This window comes from Parafrankia sp. EAN1pec, from assembly GCF_000018005.1.
Classification (GTDB): Bacteria; Actinomycetota; Actinomycetes; order Frankiales; family Frankiaceae; genus Parafrankia; species Parafrankia soli.
Genome location: NC_009921.1, coordinates 293,041 through 314,554 on the forward strand (window position 1 = coordinate 293,041; position 21,514 = coordinate 314,554).

At 71.8% G+C, this 21,514-nt stretch carries 18 protein-coding genes and 1 tRNA gene; 13 read left to right on the top strand and 6 right to left on the bottom strand.

The window, feature by feature from the left end:
- The first annotated feature begins 147 nt into the window (after nucleotides 1–147).
- From FRANEAN1_RS01120 to FRANEAN1_RS01130, 3 genes are all read left to right on the top strand, one after another.
- Entirely contained in the window at nucleotides 148–954 is an 807-nt protein-coding gene (locus tag FRANEAN1_RS01120; protein ID WP_012157684.1) for a beta-phosphoglucomutase family hydrolase, read from the top strand.
- Nucleotides 951–3,353, top strand: coding sequence for a glycosyl hydrolase family 65 protein (locus FRANEAN1_RS01125; RefSeq protein ID WP_012157685.1), 2,403 nt, complete (start codon nucleotides 951–953; stop codon nucleotides 3,351–3,353). Before FRANEAN1_RS01120 ends, FRANEAN1_RS01125 begins: the two co-directional genes overlap by 4 nt.
- 97 nt (nucleotides 3,354–3,450) lie before the next feature.
- Nucleotides 3,451–3,521: transfer RNA gene (locus tag FRANEAN1_RS01130), tRNA-Gly, on the top strand.
- A 54-nt stretch (nucleotides 3,522–3,575) separates the two neighbouring features.
- Here the strand turns inward: FRANEAN1_RS01130 and FRANEAN1_RS01135 are convergent.
- Nucleotides 3,576–4,463, bottom strand: a complete 888-nt coding sequence (locus tag FRANEAN1_RS01135; protein ID WP_012157686.1) for a serine/threonine-protein kinase — start codon at nucleotides 4,461–4,463, stop codon at nucleotides 3,576–3,578.
- A 303-nt stretch (nucleotides 4,464–4,766) separates the two neighbouring features.
- Here FRANEAN1_RS01135 and FRANEAN1_RS01140 point away from each other — a divergent pair, with 303 nt between their 5' ends.
- Nucleotides 4,767–5,093, top strand: coding sequence for an FKBP-type peptidyl-prolyl cis-trans isomerase (locus FRANEAN1_RS01140; RefSeq protein WP_012157687.1), 327 nt, complete (start codon nucleotides 4,767–4,769; stop codon nucleotides 5,091–5,093).
- 516 nt (nucleotides 5,094–5,609) lie between these two features.
- On the opposite strand, the gene FRANEAN1_RS01145 is transcribed toward FRANEAN1_RS01140, so the two are convergent.
- The 3 genes from FRANEAN1_RS01145 to FRANEAN1_RS01155 form a co-directional block, all read right to left on the bottom strand.
- A complete protein-coding gene (locus FRANEAN1_RS01145; protein ID WP_012157689.1) occupies nucleotides 5,610–7,481 on the bottom strand; it encodes a serine/threonine-protein kinase in 1,872 nt (623 codons plus the stop codon).
- 182 nt (nucleotides 7,482–7,663) lie between these two features.
- Nucleotides 7,664–8,719: an SDR family oxidoreductase gene (locus tag FRANEAN1_RS01150; protein WP_012157690.1), complete on the bottom strand. Its 1,056-nt coding sequence runs from the start codon at nucleotides 8,717–8,719 to the stop codon at nucleotides 7,664–7,666.
- A gap of 25 nt (nucleotides 8,720–8,744) precedes the next feature.
- Nucleotides 8,745–9,134: a helix-turn-helix domain-containing protein gene (locus tag FRANEAN1_RS01155; RefSeq protein ID WP_012157691.1), complete on the bottom strand. Its 390-nt coding sequence runs from the start codon at nucleotides 9,132–9,134 to the stop codon at nucleotides 8,745–8,747.
- A 148-nt stretch (nucleotides 9,135–9,282) separates the two neighbouring features.
- On the opposite strand from FRANEAN1_RS01155, the gene FRANEAN1_RS01160 reads away from it, so the two are divergent.
- Nucleotides 9,283–10,056: an antibiotic biosynthesis monooxygenase gene (locus FRANEAN1_RS01160; protein WP_012157692.1), complete on the top strand. Its 774-nt coding sequence runs from the start codon at nucleotides 9,283–9,285 to the stop codon at nucleotides 10,054–10,056.
- Nucleotides 10,057–10,063: 7 nt separating this feature from the next.
- Here the strand turns inward: FRANEAN1_RS01160 and FRANEAN1_RS01165 are convergent, their stop codons facing one another.
- A complete protein-coding gene (locus tag FRANEAN1_RS01165) occupies nucleotides 10,064–11,038 on the bottom strand; it encodes a YafY family protein (protein ID WP_012157693.1) in 975 nt (324 codons plus the stop codon).
- Nucleotides 11,039–11,330: 292 nt separating this feature from the next.
- Here FRANEAN1_RS01165 and FRANEAN1_RS01170 point away from each other — a divergent pair, with 292 nt between their 5' ends.
- From FRANEAN1_RS01170 to FRANEAN1_RS01205, 8 genes are all read left to right on the top strand, one after another.
- Complete coding sequence (locus tag FRANEAN1_RS01170) at nucleotides 11,331–12,221, top strand: class II glutamine amidotransferase (protein ID WP_012157694.1); 891 nt, start codon at nucleotides 11,331–11,333, stop codon at nucleotides 12,219–12,221.
- A 1,039-nt stretch (nucleotides 12,222–13,260) separates the two neighbouring features.
- The gene (locus FRANEAN1_RS01175) at nucleotides 13,261–14,166 is read left to right on the top strand and encodes an LLM class F420-dependent oxidoreductase (protein WP_041253550.1); all 906 of its coding nucleotides are present in this window, start codon (nucleotides 13,261–13,263) and stop codon (nucleotides 14,164–14,166) included.
- 367 nt (nucleotides 14,167–14,533) lie between these two features.
- Nucleotides 14,534–14,881 (top strand): hypothetical protein, encoded by a 348-nt coding sequence (locus FRANEAN1_RS01180; protein WP_041253552.1) that lies wholly within the window; start codon nucleotides 14,534–14,536, stop codon nucleotides 14,879–14,881.
- A 35-nt stretch (nucleotides 14,882–14,916) separates the two neighbouring features.
- A complete protein-coding gene (locus FRANEAN1_RS01185) occupies nucleotides 14,917–15,315 on the top strand; it encodes an anti-sigma-factor (protein ID WP_347176930.1) in 399 nt (132 codons plus the stop codon).
- Nucleotides 15,316–15,372: 57 nt separating this feature from the next.
- Nucleotides 15,373–16,077 carry a GAF domain-containing protein gene (locus FRANEAN1_RS01190; protein WP_012157699.1) on the top strand — a complete coding sequence of 235 codons (705 nt, stop codon included), beginning with the start codon at nucleotides 15,373–15,375 and terminating at the stop codon, nucleotides 16,075–16,077.
- A 342-nt stretch (nucleotides 16,078–16,419) separates the two neighbouring features.
- On the top strand, nucleotides 16,420–17,541 hold the full coding sequence (locus tag FRANEAN1_RS01195) for an ABC transporter ATP-binding protein (RefSeq protein WP_012157700.1): 1,122 nt from the start codon (nucleotides 16,420–16,422) through the stop codon (nucleotides 17,539–17,541).
- Nucleotides 17,538–18,299 (top strand): ABC transporter permease, encoded by a 762-nt coding sequence (locus FRANEAN1_RS01200; RefSeq protein WP_012157701.1) that lies wholly within the window; start codon nucleotides 17,538–17,540, stop codon nucleotides 18,297–18,299. The genes FRANEAN1_RS01195 and FRANEAN1_RS01200 overlap by 4 nt, the downstream gene beginning before the upstream one ends.
- A 220-nt stretch (nucleotides 18,300–18,519) precedes the next feature.
- Entirely contained in the window at nucleotides 18,520–21,009 is a 2,490-nt protein-coding gene (locus FRANEAN1_RS01205) for an FUSC family protein (protein WP_012157702.1), read from the top strand.
- Here the strand turns inward: FRANEAN1_RS01205 and FRANEAN1_RS42855 are convergent.
- Nucleotides 20,940–21,488: a hypothetical protein gene (locus tag FRANEAN1_RS42855; protein WP_347176931.1), complete on the bottom strand. Its 549-nt coding sequence runs from the start codon at nucleotides 21,486–21,488 to the stop codon at nucleotides 20,940–20,942. The genes FRANEAN1_RS01205 and FRANEAN1_RS42855 overlap by 70 nt on opposite strands.
- Nucleotides 21,489–21,514: the final 26 nt, after the last annotated feature.

A 21,514-nucleotide genomic window follows, 5' to 3' on the forward strand; every position in this document is an offset into this window, starting at 1 on the left:
AGCATCCCGGACGCGTGCGAGGTTGCCGTCACGGGACATCGCCTTCGGTGACACTCTGGCTGCGGAGGGAACTGCCGCGCGGAGAGGGAACCGGTCCGCGCGAGGGAGCTGGCGACGCAGCCGGACGACGATCCAGGATGGGGACCGATGCTGGGGCTACCGGATCACATCGAGGCATGTCTGTTCGACCTGGACGGGGTACTGACCCGTACCGCCGCCGTCCACGCCGCGGCGTGGAAGGAGATGTTCGACGACTTCCTCGAGAACTGGGCGAGGCGGTCCGGTGACCCGTTCGTCCCCTTCGACATCGCCACCGACTACGCCGACCATGTGGACGGCCGCCCGCGCATCGACGGCGTGCGGGCGTTCCTGGACTCCCGCGGCATCCACCTCCCGCCCGGAGCGCCCGACGACCCGCCGTCCGGGATGACGATCCAGGCGCTCGCCACCCGGAAGAACATCCTGCTTCTGGAGAAGCTGAAGGAGATGGGCGTGGAGGTGTTCGCCGGCTCCGTCCGCTACCTGGAGGAGCTCGAGCGTGCCGGCGTGCCGCGGGCGGTCGTGTCGTCCAGTGCGAACTGCGCCGAGGTGGTGCGGGCCGCCGGCATCGAGCACCTGCTGCTGGCGCGGGTCGACGGCCTGGTCGCCGAGGAGCGCGGCCTGGCCGGCAAGCCGGCCCCCGACACCTTCCTGGCCGGTGCCGAGGCGCTGGGGGTGGCCCCCGGCGCCGCCGCCGTCTTCGAGGACGCCATCGCCGGGGTGCAGGCGGGCCGGGCCGGTGGCTTCGGCTACGTGGTGGGGGTCGACCGGGTCGGCCACGCCGAGGCGCTGCGCGGCAACGGCGCCGACCGGGTGGTCGAGGACCTCGCCGAACTGCTCGGTGGAGGTTCGACCGGCCCGGCCTCCGCTGGCTCCGCGTCTGCCGGCCCGGTCACCGGTGGGGGCGACGCGTGATCGTCAGGCCCTCCTACCCCATCGAGTCCTGGTCGCTGACCGAGCACGGGCTCGACATCGACGACCTGGCCCGCTCCGAGTCGCTGTTCTCGCTGTCCAACGGGCACGTGGGCATGCGCGGGAACCTCGACGAGGGCGATCCGCACGGGCTGCCCGGTACCTACCTGAACTCCGTCCACGAGCTGCGGCCGCTTCCGTACGCCGAAGCGGGCTACGGGTACCCGGAGTCCGGGCAGACGGTCATCAACGTCACGAACGGCAAGATCGTCCGCCTGCTGGTCGACGACGAGCCGTTCGACGTCCGCTACGGGGATCTTCTCGCGCACACCCGCACGATCGACTTCCGCGAGGGGGTGCTGCGCCGGGAGGCCGACTGGGTCTCCCCGGCCGGGCAGCGGGTCAGGATCCGCACCCAGCGTCTCATCTCCTTCTCCCAGCGCTCCGCCGCCGCGATCCACTACGAGATCGAACCGGTGGGCGACACCGCGCGGATCGTCATCCAGTCCGAGCTGGTCGCCAACGAGCAGCTTCCGGGGCGCAGGGGCGACCCGCGCGCCGCCGCCGTCCTGGAGTCGCCGCTCATCTCCGAACGGCACCGCGCCCGCGAGACCATGGTCGAGCTCGTCCACCGCACCCGGCACAGCGACATCCGGGTCGCCGCGGCGATGGACCACATCTTCGACGGCCCGCGTTCGCTCGGCGTCACCTCGGAGAGCGAGCCCAACACCGGCTGGGTCACCGCGACGGCTGTCCTCAAGCCGGGCGAGACCCTGCGGATGGTCAAGTTCCTCGCCTACGGCTGGTCCGAGCAGCGCTCCCTGCCGGCGCTGCGCGACCAGGCCACCGCCGCCCTCGTCGCTGCCCGCCAGACCGGCTGGGACGGCCTCGTCGCCGAACAGCGTGCGTACCTGCAGGACTTCTGGAACCGGTCCGACGTCGAGGTCGACGGCGACGCCGAGGTCCAGCAGGCCGTCCGGTTCGCGCTCTTCCACGTCCTGCAGGCCGGCGCGCGGGCCGAGCGCCGGGCCATCCCCGCGAAAGGGCTCACCGGTCCCGGCTACGACGGTCACGCCTTCTGGGACACGGAGAGCTACGTCCTGCCCGTCCTCACCTACACCGCGCCGGCCGCCGCCGCCGACGCGCTCCGCTGGCGGCACTCGATCCTCCCGCTGGCCCGCGAGCGCGCCCAGTTGCTCAACCTCGACGGCGCCGCCTATCCCTGGCGCACCATCCACGGCGAGGAGTGCTCCGGCTACTGGCCGGCCGGGACGGCCGCCTACCACGTCAACGCGGACATCGCCGACGCCGTCCTGCGCTACCTGTGGGCCACCGAGGACGAGCAGTTCGAGCTCGAGGTGGGCCTGGAGATCCTCATCGAGACGGCGCGGCTGTGGCGCTCGCTGGGCCACCACGACCTCTCCGGCCGTTTCCGCATAGACGGGGTGACCGGCCCGGACGAGTACTCCGCGCTCGCCGACAACAACGTCTACACCAACCTGATGGCCCAGCGGAACCTCATCGGGGCGGCCGACGCCGTCCGGCGACACCCCGAACGCGCGCGCGCCTTCGGGGTCGACGCGGAGACCGCGGCGAACTGGCGCGATGCCGCCGACGACATGTTCATCCCGTTCGACGAACGCCTCGGGGTGCACCCGCAGTCCGAAGGATTCACCGAGCACCAGGTCTGGGACTTCGAACGGACCAGGCCGGAGCAGTACCCGCTGCTGCTGCACTTCACCTACTTCGACCTTTACCGCAAGCAGGTCGTGAAACAGGCCGACCTGGTGCTGGCGATGCAGCGGCGCGGCGACGCGTTCACCGCCGAGCAGAAGGCACGCAACTTCGCCTACTACGAGGCGCTCACCGTCCGCGACTCGTCGCTGTCCGCCTGCTGCCAGGCCGTCATGGCGGCCGAATGCGGGCACATGTCCCTCGCGCACGACTACCTGCGCGAAGCCGCGTTCATGGACCTGAAGGACATCGAGCACAACACCGGCGACGGCCTGCACATGGCCTCGCTGGCCGGCAGCTGGATCGCGCTCGTCGAGGGCTTCGGCGGGCTGCGCGACACCGGTGAGCTGCTCTCCTTCAGCCCCCGCCTGCCCGAGGGTCTCAGCCGGCTCGCCTTCGGCCTGCGCGTGCGCTCCCGCCAGCTCCGCGTCGAGGTGCTCGAATCGTCCGCCACCTACACGGTGCTCGAGGGGGAGGCGATCACCATCCTGCACCACGGCGAGAAGGCCCGCGTCTCACCCGACCAGCCCTGCAAACTGGACGTCCCACCGGTGCCGGCGCAGGAACGCCCGAGGCAGCCCGCCGGCCGGGAGCCGCTGCGGTTCCTGCACCACGGCAACGGCACCGAGGTCACCCGCGCGGCCGACCTCCACCCCGTCGACGGGTGACAGACCGGGGTCCGGGGGCGGACCAGCCTGAGCGCGAAGTCCGGGGGTGGCGGTGGAACACGTGCCGCCCGAGTCCAGTAAGATGCGGTAGCACCATGCGGGCGTAGTTCAGAGGCAGAACACGAGCTTCCCAAGCTTGCAACGCGGGTTCGATTCCCGTCGCCCGCTCGAGCCGGTTCGCTGTGGTTGCCGCCCCTTGGGGGGCGGCTTCCCGGGGGGCCGTTATTTTTTTCGGGGGGCGACCCCCGGGCCCCCGAGCGGCGGGCCTGGTTGGCTGGTGGGGGTGGTTCTCCCTCCTTGGGGTGGGTCCTGTCTCGGTGCTCGGTGTGTGTGGGCGGCGGCCCGGGCGAGATCGACCGCGAACGTGTGCGCGGACGGCGGGCGGGCCGCGGGCTTCCTGTTCAGGGCGCTCAGGACGATTCGCATCACCGGTGCGGGCACCCCGTCCGGTGCCGGGGTGGCGCGGTCCAGGGTGGGAGCCGGATCGAACGGTGCCGTGCCGGTCAGCAGCAGATACAGCACCACTGCGAGCGCGTAAAGATCCGTCGCCGGCCCCAGCCGGGCTCCCGCGACCTGTTCGGGGGCCATGAACAGCGGGGTTCCGATCACCGTGTTCACGGTGGCGGCCGCACCGTCCAGCAGCTTCGCGATCCCGAAATCGGCCACCTTCAACAGGCCGGCGGTGTCGAACAGCATGTTGTCGGGCTTGATGTCGCGGTGCAGAACGCCCTGGGAATGCGCATAGGACAGGGCGCAGGCGACCGCGAGGCCGATTGCGCAGGCCCCCTGCTGGGTGATGTCCGCCTGGTGGCTGGTCAGCGTCCCGCCCGCCATCATCTCGGTGACAATCAGGTGGAGATCGTCGGCCGCGACGTAGTCGTGGACCCGGATGATGTGCGGATGGTCGAAGCGGGCGAGCAGCCGTGCCTCGATGGCGGAACCGGCCGCCGCCCGGTCGTGACCGCGGGCCGACAGCACCTTGATGGCGACATCGCGGTGCAGGTTTCGGTGCCAGCCGGCCAGCACCAGCCCGAACGCGCCCGCGCCGATCTGGTCACCCAGCTCGTAGCCGGGCAGCGCCGCCGCCACCCGCGCTCGGTCAATCATCATGATCCGGCGTCCGGGCCCCGGCGATCCTCATTGGAGACCCTCGCGAAACCGCTCATTCCCCCCGGCGCGATGGGTGATCCTACGGGCGCGCTTCCGACGCCCGGACGGCAGGGCCACGCCGTCCAGCGTGTCGACTCACAGACCGGCACCGATGGCGCCGAACGCTCGCTGACATACTTCCGGGACACCCCCGGTTGCTGTCCGCGGGGGAACGGCGGTCCGCGGTGGCAGTTTGCCCGGTTCCAGCCGGGGGAGCCTGCCGGCGCAGGGCACACGTCACACCATCGAGGAAAGGCTGATCGCATGGGCGTTTCGATTGAAACCCTCTCGCAGGGAGACGGCAAGACTTTCCCCAAGAAGGGGGACCGGGTGACGATTCACTATGTCGGCACCCTGCGTGACGGCCGGCAGTTCGACTCGTCCCGTGACCGGGGCGCGCCGTTCGTCACCGAGATCGGTGTCGGCAGGGTCATCAAGGGATGGGACGAGGGGGTTCCCCAGCTTTCCCTCGGTGAGAAGGCCGTGCTCACCATCACGCCCGACTACGGGTACGGCCCCGGTGGTTTCCCGCCCGTCATTCCGCCGAACTCCGACCTTTTCTTCGAGGTGGAGCTCCTCGCCATCAACTGACCTGGTAGACGGGTCTGGGAGCGCGCGGACCGGCGGCAGCCCGCTCGGGCCGCCGCCGGCCCAGCCCATGACCGTGCAGTAGGTGCCGCGGCTGACCTTCCACCTGCCATCGACGATCAGGGCGTTGCCGCTGTTCACCCCGAAGTCGGTCCCGCCCTGGTAGGTGATGTGGAAACGAAGTGCCGCGTGCCGCGGGTCGGTGAAGACGATGTCACTCGTGGTCACAGCGGCGGTCTGGGTGGCCTGGGGGAAGTTCTGCGTCGCCTGGGCGAGGGCGCCAGCCAGGTCCGCGCCGCCCTCGACCGCGGCGACCAGGAGCGTCAGTGCGGCCAGGTGCCCCCTCCGGCGCGTGCGGGTGGTTGCCGCATTCGGATAGATGCCGGCACGTCCGGTCAGGTTGACGTGAAACAGGCGGAATCTCCTGGGGGACAGGGACGATCACCTGGATGTGCACCGTGAACAGCGATTCGCCTGCCGGCGGACAGTGCGCGGTGCTGTGCGGAGTGGCGAGTGGTGTCAGCGGTTGACGTACGTGCCGTCGCAGCTGTAGATCCGCGTCCTGCCGTCGTCGTTGTCGTCGACGTAGCTGAGCTTGAGGCTTCCGTCGTAGATCCAGCCGGCGGTGGTGGAGCCGTCCAGGCGGGCCCACCACCACAGGTTGTTGTGGCCGTTGACGACGCTGCAGTGCAGCCAGACCTTCTTGCCCTGGGCCAGGCTCGCGACCGCGCCGCACGCCGCGTACGGCCCGCTGCGCAGCGAGGTGGCCTCGGTCAGCACGCCGTACCCGTCGCCGTTGTAGCCGTGGTCCGGGCTGCCGGGGCATCCGCTCACGGCCGTGCTGGACGGTGCCGGTTTCGGGGTGGGGGCCGGTGCCTGTGGCGCGGTCGCTCCCGGCATGGTGGCGGCCGGCGGTGGGGTGAGGGGAGCCGTGGGGCCGCCCGCGCCCGCGGGCGGTGAACCGGGCGCGCCGGCTCCCAGCCCACCCGGTGGGGCGCCGGGAACGGGCAGGCCCGGCCCGGGGGCCACCGGACCGGGGACGCCCGCCTTCGGATCGGAGGGCGGCCTGGCGGGGTCCGCCGTGGGCCCGTTCACGGCCGAGGCGACCATGGGCGCGGAGGGCGACGGCTCGTCGGAGCGGGTGAGCAGCACGGCGGCGAGCGCGCAGACCACGACGAACGCGACCGCGCCGATCGCGCCGACCAGCCAGGGACGGCGGCCGTGGCCGGACCGGCGCGGTGCCCCACCCGCCGCGACGCCGCCGGCCCCTGCGGGGGCGGCGGTGGGCGGTTCGGCGAAGGCCGGGGACGGAGCGGGAGTCGGGGGTGGAGTGGGCAGCGGGGCGAGGTGGTAGCGGGTCACCTCGGCGGCGACGGTGGGGGGCAGCCACCCCGCGCCGGTGGTCAACTGTTCGTCCGAGGTCAGCTGGCCGATCGGGGTGATCAGTCGGCAGAGCTCGATCAGCTCGGTGGGGGTCGGCCGGCGCGCGGGGTCCTTCTCCAGGCAGCGGGCCAGAACGTCGCGCACCTGCGGCGGGCAGTCGTCCCAGTCGGGCTGCTGGTGCTCGATGCGGTGGAAGACGGCGGCGTCGACGCCGAACGGCGGCCGGCCGGTCATGGCGTAGTAGGCGGTGGCACCGAGGGCGAAAATGTCACCGGATCGGTCGAGCTGCGCCCCGCGGACCTGTTCGGGAGCCATGAAGGCGGGTGTTCCGAGGCGCGCTCCGGTCTGTGTCATCGCGGCCGTCGCGGCGTCGAGGGCGCGCGCGACACCGAAGTCGATGACGCGCGGGCCGTCCGCCGCGAGAATGACGTTTCCTGGTTTCAGGTCGCGGTGGATCACCCCGACCCGGTGAATGGACTGCAGGGCCTCCGCGACACCCGCGATCAGCATCAGGACGGTCGTGGCGGGCAGCGCACCCGTCCGTGCTACGGCTATCGCGAGCGACGGCGCGGGGACGTAGGCCGTGGCGATCCACGGGCGCACCGCGTCGGGATCGGCGTCGATGACAGGAACCGTGTAGGGGCCCTGCACCCGCTGCGCGATCGCGACCTCTTTCGTGAACCGGGCGCGGAAGTCGGGGTCGGCGGCGAACTCCGGGCGGACCACCTTGACCGCGAGCGGACGTCCGCCGGGGGTGTGCGAGAGGTACACGGCGCCCATGCCGCCCTCGCCGATCCGGGCCCGCAGCGGGTAGCCGCTGATCTCGTCCGGGTCGTGCGCGGTGAGCGGGGTGAAGACGGCGTCCCAGGCACGGGTGAACGTTCCGCCCGCCGCCGACGTCCCGCGTGTCGGCGTCTCGGGCGGGAAGGACGCGGGTTGCGGTGCGTGGCCACCGGATGGCGGCGGGTGCGGGTCGCTTCCCGCCGTCCTCGGTGGCGTGCTGCGCATCGTGCCCTCCGGATGCCGGCCCGCTTCGGTTCCGGTATACCGGCTGAGATCGCCGAAACCGTATGAAGATCGTCAGAACCAGTCGAGACTGTAGAAACCGGTCGAGATCATCAGAAAATGCCGATCTTCATCATATTGGCCGGTCAGCGGGCGGCCGGCGGAGGGTGGAGCCCCGGGACGCGCTACCGGCGCGGGTGCGGCTCCTGACCGGCCGCCGGCGCCGGGGCCTCCGCCGGACGTTCCAGGCGCGGCCAGATGTCCGGTTGTGACCCGTCGACGTCGGTGAAGCCGTACTCGGCCGCGAGCCGGCCGGAGGTCACCGAGCGCTGGTTCCAGCGGGCCCGTCCCGGATCGGCGGCCAGCGCGGCGACGGCGCGCCCGACATAACGCGGCGACTCGGAGAACGCGAAGTCCGGCGGAGCACCGCTGGGCGGAGCACCGCTGGGCGAGGCGCTGTCGGGCGGGGTGAGGGCGTCGCGCCAGGTCTCCTCGGTGACGCCGAACGCCTCGAGCATCATCTCCGAGCGCAGCCAGCCGGGCGTGACGGCGACGGCGGTCCCGCCGTGCGAGGCGATCTCGTGGCCCTGTGAGAAGGCGAGCCGGTTCACGGCGACCTTGGCGAGGTCGTAGTACACGGAGATCCGGTAGTTGGCCGCGTTGTAGTCCGTCGTCCCGTCGGTCACCTCGACGACCAGCCCGCCTGGGCGGTCGATCAGCAGCGGGAGCAGGTGGTGGGAGGTGATCAGGTGGGTGTCCACGGCGAGCCGCAGGATGCGCATCCCGCGGTCGAGGTCGTGCTCCCAGACCGGCGTGTCCCACTCGCTCGGCCCGCCCTTGAGGACCTCGCCGCCCCAGATGTCGTTGACGAGCACGTCGAGGTGCCCGTGCTCGGCGCGGACGCGGTCGGCCAGTCGTCGCACCTGCTCCGGGTCCAGATGGTCGACGGGGACGGCGATGCCGGCACCACCGAGCTTGGTGACGAGCTCCGCGGTCTCCTCGATCGTCTCGGCGCGGTCGTAGTCGGAGCGCAGGACGCCCGTCCTGCTGCTGCGGCCGGTGCAGATGACGGTGGCGCCGGCCTCACCGAGCGCCGCCGCGATCCCGCGACCCGCGCCGCGGGTGGCGCCGGCGACGACGGCCACGCGCCCGCGAAGGGCGCTCCTGTCGGGAGCCCAGGGCGTGCGGGCCGCCGCGGCCGGCGTGCGGGCCGTCGCGGGTGGTGTCGCCTGCGCGGACATGGGCCCGAATATGCCAGCGGGCGGGTCAGCGGCGGAACTGGACCGGATCGACGGCGAGCCGGTTCGTGGCCGCCCAGTCCCGGCCCCACTCCCACATCGCCTGCAGCACCGGGCCGAGGGACCGGCCCTGCGCCGTCAGTGCGTACTCGACGTGCGGCGGTGCCGTGCTGACGGGTATCCGGTCGACGATCCGGATCGCCTCGAGCTCCCGCAGCCGCTGCGCCAGCATCTTCTCGGTGATGTCGGGGATGAGCCGGCGCAGCTGTGCGAACCGTAGCCGGTCGTGTTCCTTCAGATGGGCGAGGACGACCGGCGTCCACTTCCCGCCGATGACGTCGACCGTGACCTCGACGTGGCAGTGATAGCTGCGGCCGGGCCGCGCCGTGCTCGGGGGCTGGGGCGTGTCCGGGGACATCGTCACCACTCCTCACCACTCCTCGCGGGACGCCGTGCCCGCATGGTACGCACTTTTTTGTGCGTACCATGCGGATCGCCTATGCCAGGTTTCCCGCTGATAGTTTCGGGTTCTCCCCAGTCGCCGGAGGTGAAAAGGTGATCCGGCTGTGATCGTTGAGTACATCCGATACCGGATACCGGAACACAGCACTGACGAGTTCGAGAAGGCGTATTCGCGAGCCGCGGCGGTGCTCGAGCGGTCGCGGAACTGCCTGTCGTTCGAGCTCACCCGCTGCGTCGAGACGAACGTCCAGTACATCCTGCGCATTCAGTGGGATTCGGTCGCCGGCCATCTGGACGGCTTCCGGCGGAGCGCGGAGTTCCGTGAGTTCCTGGCGCAGATCGGGTCGTACGTCGAACACATCGAGGAGATGCAGCACTATTCTCCCACGGCGGTCGCCGGGCGGGGCGGGGGAGCACCCGAGCCGCCCACCCTTTACGAATGGGCCGGCGGCGCCGAGGCCTTCGAGCGGCTCCTTACCCGTTTCTACGAGATCGTCGTCGAGGACGACCTTCTCGCGCCGCTGTTCGCGGGCATGAATCCGGCGCACGCCCACCACGTGGCGATGTGGCTCGGCGAGGTTTTCGGTGGCCCGGCCGAGTACACCGAGAAACGCGGCGGGTACGAGAACATGCTCGCCCACCACGTCGGCAGGGCCATCACCGAGCCGCAGCGCCGACGGTGGGTTAGCCTGCTCGTCGACGCGGCGGACGAGGTCGGGCTGCCGGGCGATCCCGAGTTCCGGGCGGCGTTCATGGGCTATGTCGAATGGGGCACCCGCCTCGCCGTCGAGAACTCCACGCCCGGCGCCACACCCATGCCGCACGCGCCGGTTCCGCGTTGGGGCTGGGGCGTCGCGCCGCCCTGGCAGCCATCCTGAGCCGCTTTCAGCCGGTGGGTGGTGGCGGCGGTGCCGCTCGCGCGAGCCGGCCGGCAAGCTCGCGGACGCGGTCGACGAGCTCGGGCGGTTCGAGCACGTCGAAGTCCGCGTCGACGAGGCTGAGGTAGATCGTGAGTGCGTCCAGCGAGTTGGAACCCGTCCGGACCAGGCAGCTCTCGTCGTCGAGCGCCTCGATCACGGCGGAGGTCGGGCTGAGCGAGGCGGCGATCACCCCGGCGGGTGCGTGGTAGCGCACGCGGGCCTGGTACCGGTACCCGGCGGTGGAGACCGACCAGGACGTGTACGCCTGGATGTCGTCCGCGGGTGGGTCCCGGGGGGTGAACCTCGGGCCGGTCGGGGTCTTCGGCGCGATGCGGTCGAGGCGGAAGTTGCGCCAGGCGCCACGGCCGACGTCCCAGGCGATGAGGTACCAGCGCCACCCGGTGTGGACGAGGGTGTGCGGTTCGGTGATCCGCGCGGTCGGTATCCCGTTGTGGTCGCGGTAGTCGAACCGCAGTTGCTGGTTCTCGCGGCAGGCGGTCGCCACGGCCATCAGGACGTCCGGGTCGACGGCCGCGGGATTCGTGCCACGCAGGGACACGGTGACCGAGTGCAGCGCCAACACCCGGTGCCGAAGCCGGGTCGGCAGGACCTGCTCGAGCTTCGTCAGCGCACGGATGGCGGACTCGGCGATGCCCTCGACCGAGCCGCCGGCGGCGGTGCGCAGGCTCACGGCGACGGCGACGGCCTCGTCGTCGTCGAGCAGCAGGGGCGGCAGCTGGGCGCCCGCGCCGAGGCGGTAGCCGCCAGCCGTGCCAGGTGCGGCGTGCACCGGGTAGCCGAGGCTGCGCAGCTTGTCGACGTCCCGCCGGACGGTGCGGGCGGTGACCCCGAGCCGGTCGGCCAGGTCCGCCCCGGACCAGTCTCGGTGGGTCTGCAGCAGCGAGAGCAGCCGGAGCAGGCGGGCCGAGGTCTCGAGCATGTCCCGAGTCTGCCGTCGCCAGCGGACAGATTCGGTCCGCGATCGGCCGGACTCTCGTCGGACGCTTTACGGCTGATCTGGTTGATTGTCCGAAAAGTGGTAGTGCCACATGAGGCTACAAGTGGACACATCTCACGTTCCCAGGCCCGGCGTGATCCCGTGGATCAGGGGGATGGCCCCGAAGACGCCACGAACCCTGACCGGTCAGCTACCTTCCCCTACATGCGCGGTCTGGGGCGTGGTGGATCATCACTTTCCGAGATGGGACCGTCGCGGTGCGAGGAGGTCTGATATGTGTCATCTGTTCGCGATGAGCAGCGGCAGCGAGCGGATCCAGGCGACCTTCTGGCTGCTGGACGCGCCGGACAGCCCGCGGGCCCAGACCCGCCGTCCCCCGGACGGCGCGGGCTTCGGCTTCTTTGACGACGAAGGCCGGCCCGAGGTGGTCAGGCAGGCGATTCGCTCCCGCGCCGACACGGCGTTCGCCCGCGAGGCGCAGCAGGTCACGTCGTCGACGTTCGTCGCGCATGTGCGGCACGCCTCGACCGGGCGGGTCGACGACCGCAACACACACCCATTCGTCCAGGATGGTCGGATCTTCGCCCACAACGGGGTCATCGAGGGGCTGGGCAAGCTCGACGCGGAGCTTGGCACGACAGGCTCCGGCGTGCTCGGCGACACCGACTCGGAGCGCTACTTCGCCCTGATCACCCGCGAGATCGCGGCGCGGGACGGCGACGTCGCGGCGGGCATCACGGCCGCGGCGAACTGGATCGCCGAGAACCTGCCGCTCTACTCGATCAACATGATCCTGGCCAGCGGGGACGATCTGTGGGCGCTGCGGTATCCCGACACGAATGGTCTGCATGTGCTCCAGCGGGCCCCAGGCGGGCGTAACAACCGTCACCTGGACCACGCCAGCCCGTTCAGCGAGATCCGGGTCCGCTCGGTCGACCTGACGACCCGCCCCGCGGTGGTCGTCGAGAGCGAGCGGATGGACGAGGACCCACGGTGGCGGCTGATGGCCAGCGGGGAACTGCTGCACGTCGGCCCAGACCTCAAGGTGACGTCCAGCATCGCCGTGGCCGGCCCGCCGGCGCATCCGCTGACCCTCGACGACCTTCGTCCCGAGGCGGCCGCGTCGCAGACGACCGCCGTCCCCGACCTCCCGGTCTCGGCCTGAGTACGGGCACGGTATGAGCTCGGAGCGGTCTGAGCGGGCACAGCCGGGGCGGGCGGGCGGGGCGGGGAGCGTGCCGGCCATGACTTCACCACAGCCTGTGGATAACTTGTGGAAAGTGTGTGGAGAGCTGTGGACAGCTGCGGCCCCCGCTCGCGCCACCCGGCCGCCCCGCCAGACCGGCATCCCTGGTGGGACAGGCTTTTTGGGCTGGCTCCGGCGCGCGCCGCCCGCCCCGTCCGGCGGTGGACGGCCTGTTGACGGCGGACGGCACCGGGCGGGCACCGTGGCACTGCCCGGAGACGGCGGCCTACGGCCCGATCGGGCCAGCGTGAGCACCACTTCCGGGCGGGCCCGTCGACACCGGGCGGGAGCGGCGCGACCTGGATGACTCGCTTCGGTTTCGGCCGGACGACGTCCCGCGGGGGGCCGCACGGTCCCCGTCGGCCGTGACGATTGTCCCCTCGCGTGGTTATGGTCGGCTCAGGGCCCTCCCCGCTCGAACCGCCGCCGTGGTGGCATCCCGGTCATCCCGGGGCGGCTCTGCCGAAACATCGAGTACGCAAAGCCGGTCAGATACGCAATACCGGTCAAGTGCGCGATACCAGTCAAATACGTAAAGGCCGGTCGAGTGCGCAACGCCGAGTTCAGGCCTTGGCCGGCCCGAAAGCCGCCGATCGCCTGGATGAATCATCGCACCGAATGGCCGGATGGTGGGGTCGCTTGAGTTCCGGGATTCCGGCTTCCGGCCGGAACACCCGTCACCGGACACCGCGGATCCGCGGCCGTTGGTGTCACCGGCGGCCGTTGACCGACATGAAAGACATCGACGACCTGCGACGACACCAGCGACCGCGGTGGACAGAGTGGACGGCCCGGACCGGCAGCTCGGACAGAAAAGGGACGGACGTCCCGAATCGCCGGGGTGACATACCCATCAGGACCACGTCGAGACGTGAGGAGGACCGCGGCATCGGGTAGGAGGACCCGATCGGATCGCGACGTCGATGACGACGATGTGACCAGCGAGAAGGGATCACGAGTGACCATGAATGTCGCCAGGACCGGGCTCTGGATGCCCGCCGGGCAGTGGCCACGTGGCACGGCCGAACGTCGCGACACCGCCCAGGAGCTCGAGGAGCTCGGCTACGAGATGGTCTGGCTGGGTGGCGCGACGGCGGACCTGGAGCTACCGGCGGCGCTGCTGGAGTCCACCGAGAACCTGTGTGTAGGCACCGGGATCCTGAACATCTGGACCGAACCGGTCGACCTGCTGGCCGACACCTACGGCATGTTGGAGAAGGCCCATCCCAGCCGCCTGCTGCTCGGGGTGGGAACCGGGCACGCGAAGCGGGTCGAGGCGACGACGGGTCGCCGCTACCACCACCCCTACGGCGCCGTCCTGTCCTACCTCGACGCGCTCGACGCGGTGGGCATCCCCGTCTCGGTGCGGGTGCTGGCGGCGCTCGGGCCGCGCATGCTCGGCCTGGCCGCGCAGCGGGCAGCCGGGGCGCACCCCTTCCTCGTCACACCGGAACACACCCGGATGGCACGGGAGATCCTCGGCGACGGCGCACTGCTCGCGCCCGAGCAGAAGATCATCCTGGAGGTGGACGCCGACCGGGCCCGCGCGATCGGGCGGGCTGCGCTGGCGGTCTACCTGGACCTGCCGAACTACACGAACAACCTGCGGCGGCTCGGCTTCACCGACGCCGACCTGGCCGGCGGCGGCAGCGACCGCCTGGTCGACGCCCTCGTGGCGTGGGGCAACATGGACACCATCCGGGCACGGCTGGACGAGCACCGCGCGGCCGGCGCGGATCACGTCTGCGCGCAGATCCTCACCGGCAGCCGGGAGCTGCCGCGGGAGCAGTGGCGTGACCTGGCCGCGGGGCTCGACCTGAGGCCGCGGGCGGGCGCCGGAGCGGCTCACGGAACCGGCCCCTGACCGCGGTGGAAAGGCGGCCGCCGGGTTCGCGGTGGCCTCGGGGCCCCGAGGCCACCAAAAAGATCCACTAGCGGGCTTGCCTGCGAAGGTAGTACCTTCGCAGAACCGAGTTCGCGCTGCCCTGCGTCTGCGGCCCTGTCACGGAGTGTGACGTATGCCCGCAGATCGTTTTTCCCTCGACGAAGCGGCCCGCACGGGAGCAATCCGCACACCGGCGGCGCCAACGCTGGTTGGGCCGGCCGATGCCTCGGCGCGTCCCACGCCTTCTGCCCCCGCCGAAGTTCCGGCGACTCCCGCCCCGGCCGGTAAACCCGATGGATCCGAGGACGCACCTCGTCCCCGAGCCGCCGCGGACGCCTCCTGCGAGGTGTCCGCGGCGGGGCCCGCGCAGACTCCGTCCGCACCCGTGGCGGCCGTGGCGGACGGGCCCGCGAGTGGGCCCGCGAGCTTTCTGAGCGAGAGCGGCGGCCTGCTGGACAGCCTGATGACCGGCATGGACGTCGGCGAGCGCTCCCGAATGCTCGGGATGATCAGCTCGAGCGTGGAGGCCGAGCGGGAGGCCGCGCTCGACGGCCGGATACGTCGCCAGGTCGACGTGGGACCTCGCCACCGGCGGCGGCGTGAGCCAGGTCAGGAGCCCGATCCGGCGTCGGCCGGCGCGGGCCCGGATGACGTCTCCGACCCCGCCGAGCGGTCCAGGCGCGCAGACCGGTGATCCCCGAGGGCTTCCTGGTTGCTCTCGATGATCCCATGGCGCTGAAGATCACGGTACGGCTGAACCCGTGGGGTGCTACGGCGGCGCTCGACGGCGACCTGGACATGGCGACCGAGGCGCCGGCCAGGGCCGCCCTCGACGCCGTGCTGACCGCGGTCGCCGCCCGGCGCACGCACTCTCCCGGGCCTGTGGGACCTGTGGGGCTGGTGCTCGACGTGTCCCGGGTGTTCGCCGACGTCCGCGGACTCACTGTGCTGCACCGGCTGTGGCGCGCCGGGGAGCGCCGCGCGGTCGCCGTCGCGCTCAGCGGAGCGGGGCCGCTGCTGCGCCGTATGGTGGAGCTGCTCACGTCGCCTGGAGTTCCGCTCTACCCTGACGTCGCCGAAGCCTGGAACGCCCTGCTGACCATGTCCGAGCGAGTGGAGCGGGTGTAGTCGGCGGTCGTGCCGACGGTGCCCCTCCGCGACCTCCGGCCAGTCGCGGGAGAACACATGGAGATCGACAAGGCGCGCCTGGACACCAGCCTGACCCGGCTGCACCACCTCGTCCCCGAGCGGGTAGAGCTCGGTGAGCTGCTGTCCGAGGCCGTGCGCGCGATCACCGACGTCTTCGGGCTCGACGGCGCCGGCATCCTCGTCGTCGACGCCGACCGGGCCCTGCGCAGCGTCGCCGCGAGCAACAGCAGTGGGCGCCTGCTGGAACAGGTGCAGGAGGAGCTCGGCGAGGGCCCGTGCGTCGAGTCCTTCGTCCTGGACGAGCTGGTGGTGAGCCCGGATCTCGCGGGTGAGCCCCGCTGGCCGCAGGCCAGGCCCAGGCTGCTCGCCGGCGGGGTGCGGGCGGTCCTCGGCGTGCCGATCCGGATGGGCGGCGGCCCGATCGGGACGTTGAACGTCGCCGACGACTCGCCCCGGGAGTGGACCTCCGCCGAGCGCGAGGCCCTCGAGCGGTTCGGGCAGGTGCTGGAGAGCATCCTGCTCGCCGGTATGGTCGCCGACCGCAGCACCAAGCTGGCCCGCCAGCTGCAGTTCGCCCTCGACTACCGCGTCCCCATCGACCGGGCCGTCGGCTACCTGATGGCCGTCTGGGACACGGACGCCGTCACCGCCTTCGAACGGCTGCGCCGCGCGGCGCGTAGCAGCCGCCGACGGGTGTCCGAGCTGGCCGAGGAGATTCTCGCCGGGCGGGTCCGGCTCTGAGACCCGCGGGTCCGGCTCGGGGGTCCGCGGGTCCGCGGGTCCGGCTCCGAGGCCCGCGAGGCCGTCGCCGCCCGAGGCCTCCGGTTTCCTCGAAGCCTGCGGCTGTCTCGACCCCGCTTCCGGGGGTTAGCCCGATGGCTGCCGCGCCTCGTGTTCTTGTTCACTGTCCGCGGGGAAGCTTCGGGTTGTCACCAGACCGACAGGCCACATGTCTACCGCTTGCTCGCCTGGTCGGGAAGTGTCGGCCCCTGATGCCACCATCCGGTGAGTGATGGCCGTGGATTCCCCCACGGCAGAGGTGAATCAGCTAGAGGAATAACGAATGATCCAGAAAGGAGGGTGATGATCGAGGCACGAGGGCTGACCAAGCGTTACGGTCGTACCGTTGCCGTCAACGACCTGACCTTCACGGTGCAGCCCGGCAAGGTGACCGGCTTCCTGGGCCCCAACGGCGCGGGTAAGTCGACCACGATGCGCATGATTCTCGGGCTCGACCACCCGTCGGCCGGCAAGGTCCTGATCGGCGGGCGCAGGTACCGGGAGCTCAAGGAGCCGCTGCGCGAGGTCGGCGCGCTGCTCGAGGCGAAGTGGGTCCACCCCAACCGCTCGGCGCGCGCGCACCTGCGCTGGATGGCCGCTTCCAACCGGCTGCCCGCCAAGCGGGTGGACGAGGTCCTGGAGATCGTCGGTCTCACCGCGGTGGCCGGGCGCCGGGCCGGAGGCTACTCCCTCGGCATGGCCCAGCGCCTCGGGATCGCGGTCGCGCTGCTCGGTGACCCCGGGGTGCTGCTGTTCGACGAGCCGGTGAACGGCCTGGACCCGGAGGGAATCCTCTGGATTCGCCAGTTCATGCATCGGCTCGCCGATGAGGGCCGCACGGTGTTCGTGTCCAGCCATCTCCTCTCCGAGATGGCGCTGACCGCCCAGGAACTCATCGTCATCGGCCGCGGGCGACTCATAGCGCAGACGAGCACCAAGGAGTTCATCAACTCGGCGTCCGACTCCTCGGTGCGGGTGCGCGGCCCCGAGATGGAGCGGCTGCACGGCGTCCTCACCGGCCAGGGCCTGGCGGTCCAGGAGACACCCGCCGCCACCGACACCCCGGCCGCCCTGGTGGTTCGCGGCAGCTCCACCGAGCAGGTGGGCGAGCTGGCCGGCGCCGTCGGGCTGGTCCTGCACGAGCTCTCCGAGTCGCGTGGCTCGCTGGAGCAGGCGTTCATCCAGATGACTGGCGGCGACGTCGAGTATCACGCGGGCGGTGTCGGCCCCACCGGGCCGCTCGTCGGCACCGGGCCGGCCGGCGCACCCGGCGCACTCGGCGTTCCCGGCCCGCAGCCCGGCGCGGTGCCCGCTCCCACCTCTCCGGGCGCGACACCCGCCGGACCATCGGGCCCCGGCGGCCCGTCGATACCGGCGCCTACCAGCCCTGGTACCGATGCCTGGACGGGGGTCAACAAGCCATGACGCTGCTCACCGTCGAGCGGATCAAGCTCTTCTCCACCCGCTCGCCCTGGTGGTGCATGATCCTCGCGGTCGCGCTCACCGTCGGCCTCACCGCGGTCTTCAGCGCCGCGACCAAGCCGAGTGACCTCGCCGATCTGACACCGAGCGTGACGCAGTTCGCATACAACTTCGGGCTCGTCGTGATGATGGTGATGGCGGCGCTGGCCGTCACCACTGAGTACCGCTTCGGGACGATCAGGTCGACGTTCCTCGCCGTCCCCAGCCGGACGCCGGCGCTGCTGGCGAAGACGGTCGTCGTCGCCGGCCTCGCCGGGATCGTCGGCGAGATCACCGCGGTGGCCTCCTGGGGCATCGCGCGCCTGATCCAGCCGGACGCCCCGCTGGTCCTGAACACCAGCCAGGAGTACCGCAACGTCTTCGGGATCGGGCTGATCTACCTTCTCGCGGCAATCTTCGCGATCGGTCTCGGCCTGCTGATCCGGCACACCGCGGGCGCGATCGTGGTCATGCTCGTCTACCTGTTCCTGGCGGAGAGCCTGCTGCCGGTCATCCCGCGCATCGGTGACCACATCCAGGACTGGCTGCCCTTCATCGTCGGGAACAACTTCATCGTCGCGGGGCAGCCGGAGACGAGCGACGGGCCGCCGGTGGTCGAGGGCCTGCCCTTCGGGCCCTGGGGATCGTTGATCTACTTCGCCGCAGTCTGCCTCGGCCTCCTGGTGATCGGCCTCGCCGCCGCCAAGCGGCGGGACGCCTGACCCGCTGGGGAAGTCGACTGATCCGGGCTGCGGGGCCCGGCCGGACGTCGTTCCGGTCGGGCTCTGTGGCGTCGGGCGCCGTGGAGTCGGTCCTTCTGGAGCCCGGGCTCGGGATGCTCGGTCGAGATTGTGCCGATTGCTACCTTCAGACAGGCAGTTTGTGGTCTGAAGCAGGGCCGGCGCACATCCCACGCCGCTACTGTGGGTAGCGGATACTCTGATGCGACAGCTGTGGTGGCGGGGAGCGGGTCGTCCGCGGCTGTTCGGAGCATTCGACAGCGACCCCGGGCATTTCTGCCTCACCTCGGCGGCTCGCGTCGCGATCGTCGCCCCCGCCCTGCTCGCCCTCGTCTCCACGCTTGTCGGCGATGTGCGGATGAGCCTGTTCGCCTGGTTCGGCGCCTACGCGCTCCTCGAGTTCGTCGACTTCGACGGGCCCCGACCGGCCCGGCTCACCGCCTACCTCACGCTCGCCACCACCGGCGCCGGGATGGTCGTCCTCGGCACGCTCGGCTCGCGCTCGCCCTGGCTGGCGGCGTCGATGACCGCGGTTGTGGCCTTCGTTGTGATGTTCTCCGGCGTGCTGAACGCCAAGGTCGCCGTCGCCGGCCGATCCGCGTTGCTCGCCTTCGTGCTGCCTGTGATGACACCCGGCCCGATCTCGGCGATACCGGAACGGCTGGTCGGCTGGGGGCTGGCCTCGGTCGCCTCGATCACCGCCGCGATGCTGCTCTGGCCGCGCCGCCCGCCGGACCGCCTGCGCGCGGAGACGGCGGACGTCTGCCACGCGCTCGCGACGGCCGTGAGCTGGCAGCCCCAGGTACCGGACCCGCCGGCAGCGGTGTCGCGCGGTCCGGCGGCCGACGTGTCGCGGCGTCCAGCGCCCGATCTCTGGCCGGCGCTGCGGCGGCTGCGGCGGCAGTTCGTCGCGACGGCCCACCGCCCGACCGGGGTCGGTGGCCGTGCGGCGGCGCTCGGCCACCTGGTGGTGGACGTCAACTGGCTGGTGCCGTTCGCCCTTCCGTGGCCGGAGCGGGACCGGACCGCCCGCGCCTGCTTTCCCGCGGAGGCCGCCGAGCTGCACGCCGCCGTCACGGCGACGCTGCGCGCGGCGGCCACCCGCATCGAACCGTCCGACCACGGTCGGCCCAGGCCCAGGCCCAGGCCCAGGGCCGATGGCGGGGGTGGTGGGATGCGGGTCGGGGACGATCGGCTCGGGATCGCGCGACTCGAACGGTCCGAGCGGGCGATGCGGTCGGCGTTGCTGCGGCAGCTGCGGGAGCCGGCGCCCGCCTGCCCACCGGACCTCGCCGCGGCCGAGGCGTTCCGCCTGCGCCGGCTGGCCCGGGGGGCCAGGGAACTGGCGCTGAACGTGCTGAGGGTGACCGGCCCCCTCCCGCCCCGCCCGCCGGCGAGTCCCGTCCGGCGCGCCGTGGACGCGTTCCATCACGCGCGCCGGCTGGTGCGCGAACGGGGAACCGCCGCGACCGATCTCGCCGCCGGCTACGCCAGCCCGCGGTCGGTGTGGTTCCGCAACAGCGTGCGCGGCTCCCTCGGCCTCACCACGGCGGTGATCATCGCCCAGGCCGCCGGGCTCCAGCACGGCTTCTGGGTCGTGCTGGGGACCTTGTCCGTCCTGCGCTCGAACGCCATGGCCACCGGTTCCGCAGCGGTACGCGCGCTCGCCGGCACCGGAGTCGGCATCGTCGTGGGTGGCCTTTTCGTGGTCGCCGTCGGCACCCACACCGCCGTCCTGTGGGCGGTTCTCCCGCTCGCCGTGCTGCTCGGGAGCTACTCCCGCCGCAGGTCGGGGTTCGTACTGGGCCAGGCGGGCTTCACGGTCTCCGTGCTCATGCTGTTCAACATCGTCGAACCCGCCGGCTGGCGGGTGGGCATAGTACGGATCCAGGACGTCATGATCGGGTTCGGGGTGAGCATCGTCGTCGGTGCCCTGCTGTGGCCCCGCGGCGCGGTCGCCGTGATCCGGACCCGCGCCGAATCCGCCTACCGAAGTGCGGTGACGTTCCTCGATCTCGTCGTCCCGCACGCGCCGGGTGCCCCCGAGCATCCGGCCGTGGCACCGGCCGCCCGCGAGGCGATCCGGGCCGGCCGCCTCCTCGACGACGCCGTACGCCAGTTCCTCGCCGAGCAGCCGCCGGGCCGCTTCGACGTCGACGCGCTGATGACGATCGTCGCCGGCGCGCTGCGTATCCGGCGGACGGCGCAGCTCCTGTGGAACGGGGACGTCCCCTGGCCGCCCGATCTGACGCCCGATCTCCCACGCGCGACCGGCGCCGGCCGCGCCGAGGCCACCGGCTTCGCCGTCGCCCAAGGCATCCTCATCGAGGACATGCGGGACCTCTGCCGTTGGTACACCGCCTACGCCACGGCCCTCGGCGCCGCGCGGCGGCCGCCCGAGCCCGAAGCCGGCTCCGGCCGGGCCGCCACAGCCGGGCTGATCATGATCCACAGGGCTGCCCGCGCGCACCGCTGCCCCGAGATCCTCGCCGGTGCCGCGCTGACCTCCCGGGCCGCCTACCTGGACATCCTGCGCGACCTGCAGCCCCGGCTGACGGCCGCGGCCACGGCGCTCGACCAGACGTCCGACGGCGGCCGGGACCGCCCGCGCAAGCCGGTCGATCAGGCGCCGGGGCCCCAGGGGTCGCGGCCGGCCCCGGAACGCTCGCGAGCCTTCATCCGAGCCTCGTAGACGTGCCGCTGGCCGTCGGTGAGCAGGGCGCGCACTCGTTCCTCCGTGCTGACGAACGGCCGGTAGTACAGGTCGTCGTACTCCTCGACGATCTGGAACGTCCACCGTCCGTCCAGCACGTTGCGGCCGTGCAGCTCCCGCCGTACCTCGGCCGCCAGCCGCGGGTGCCCGGCCTCGCGCAGGGCGTCCAGCGCCTCGCCGAGAATGAGATCGGCGCGGCCGGAGAGCTGGTGGAAGGAGTACAGCGCGCCCCGAGCGCGCTCCACCCACTCGAGGGCCTCGCTGAGCTTGCCGGCCGCCGCAGAGGTCGCGTCGTCGACCTGCGGGACCGTCCGATCAGCCGCGGGCTCTGCGGGTGTGGCGGGCGTCGCGGAGGACGGGGGCGGCGTGGGGGCGGCGCGCGCTGTGGGCTTCTGGGCCGCCCACGAGGTGTGGCGATCGTGCCGCCCCGCGGTGTTCGGTGCATGGGCACTGGTCACAGTCCTGGCGTGCCCGGCCGGGCCGG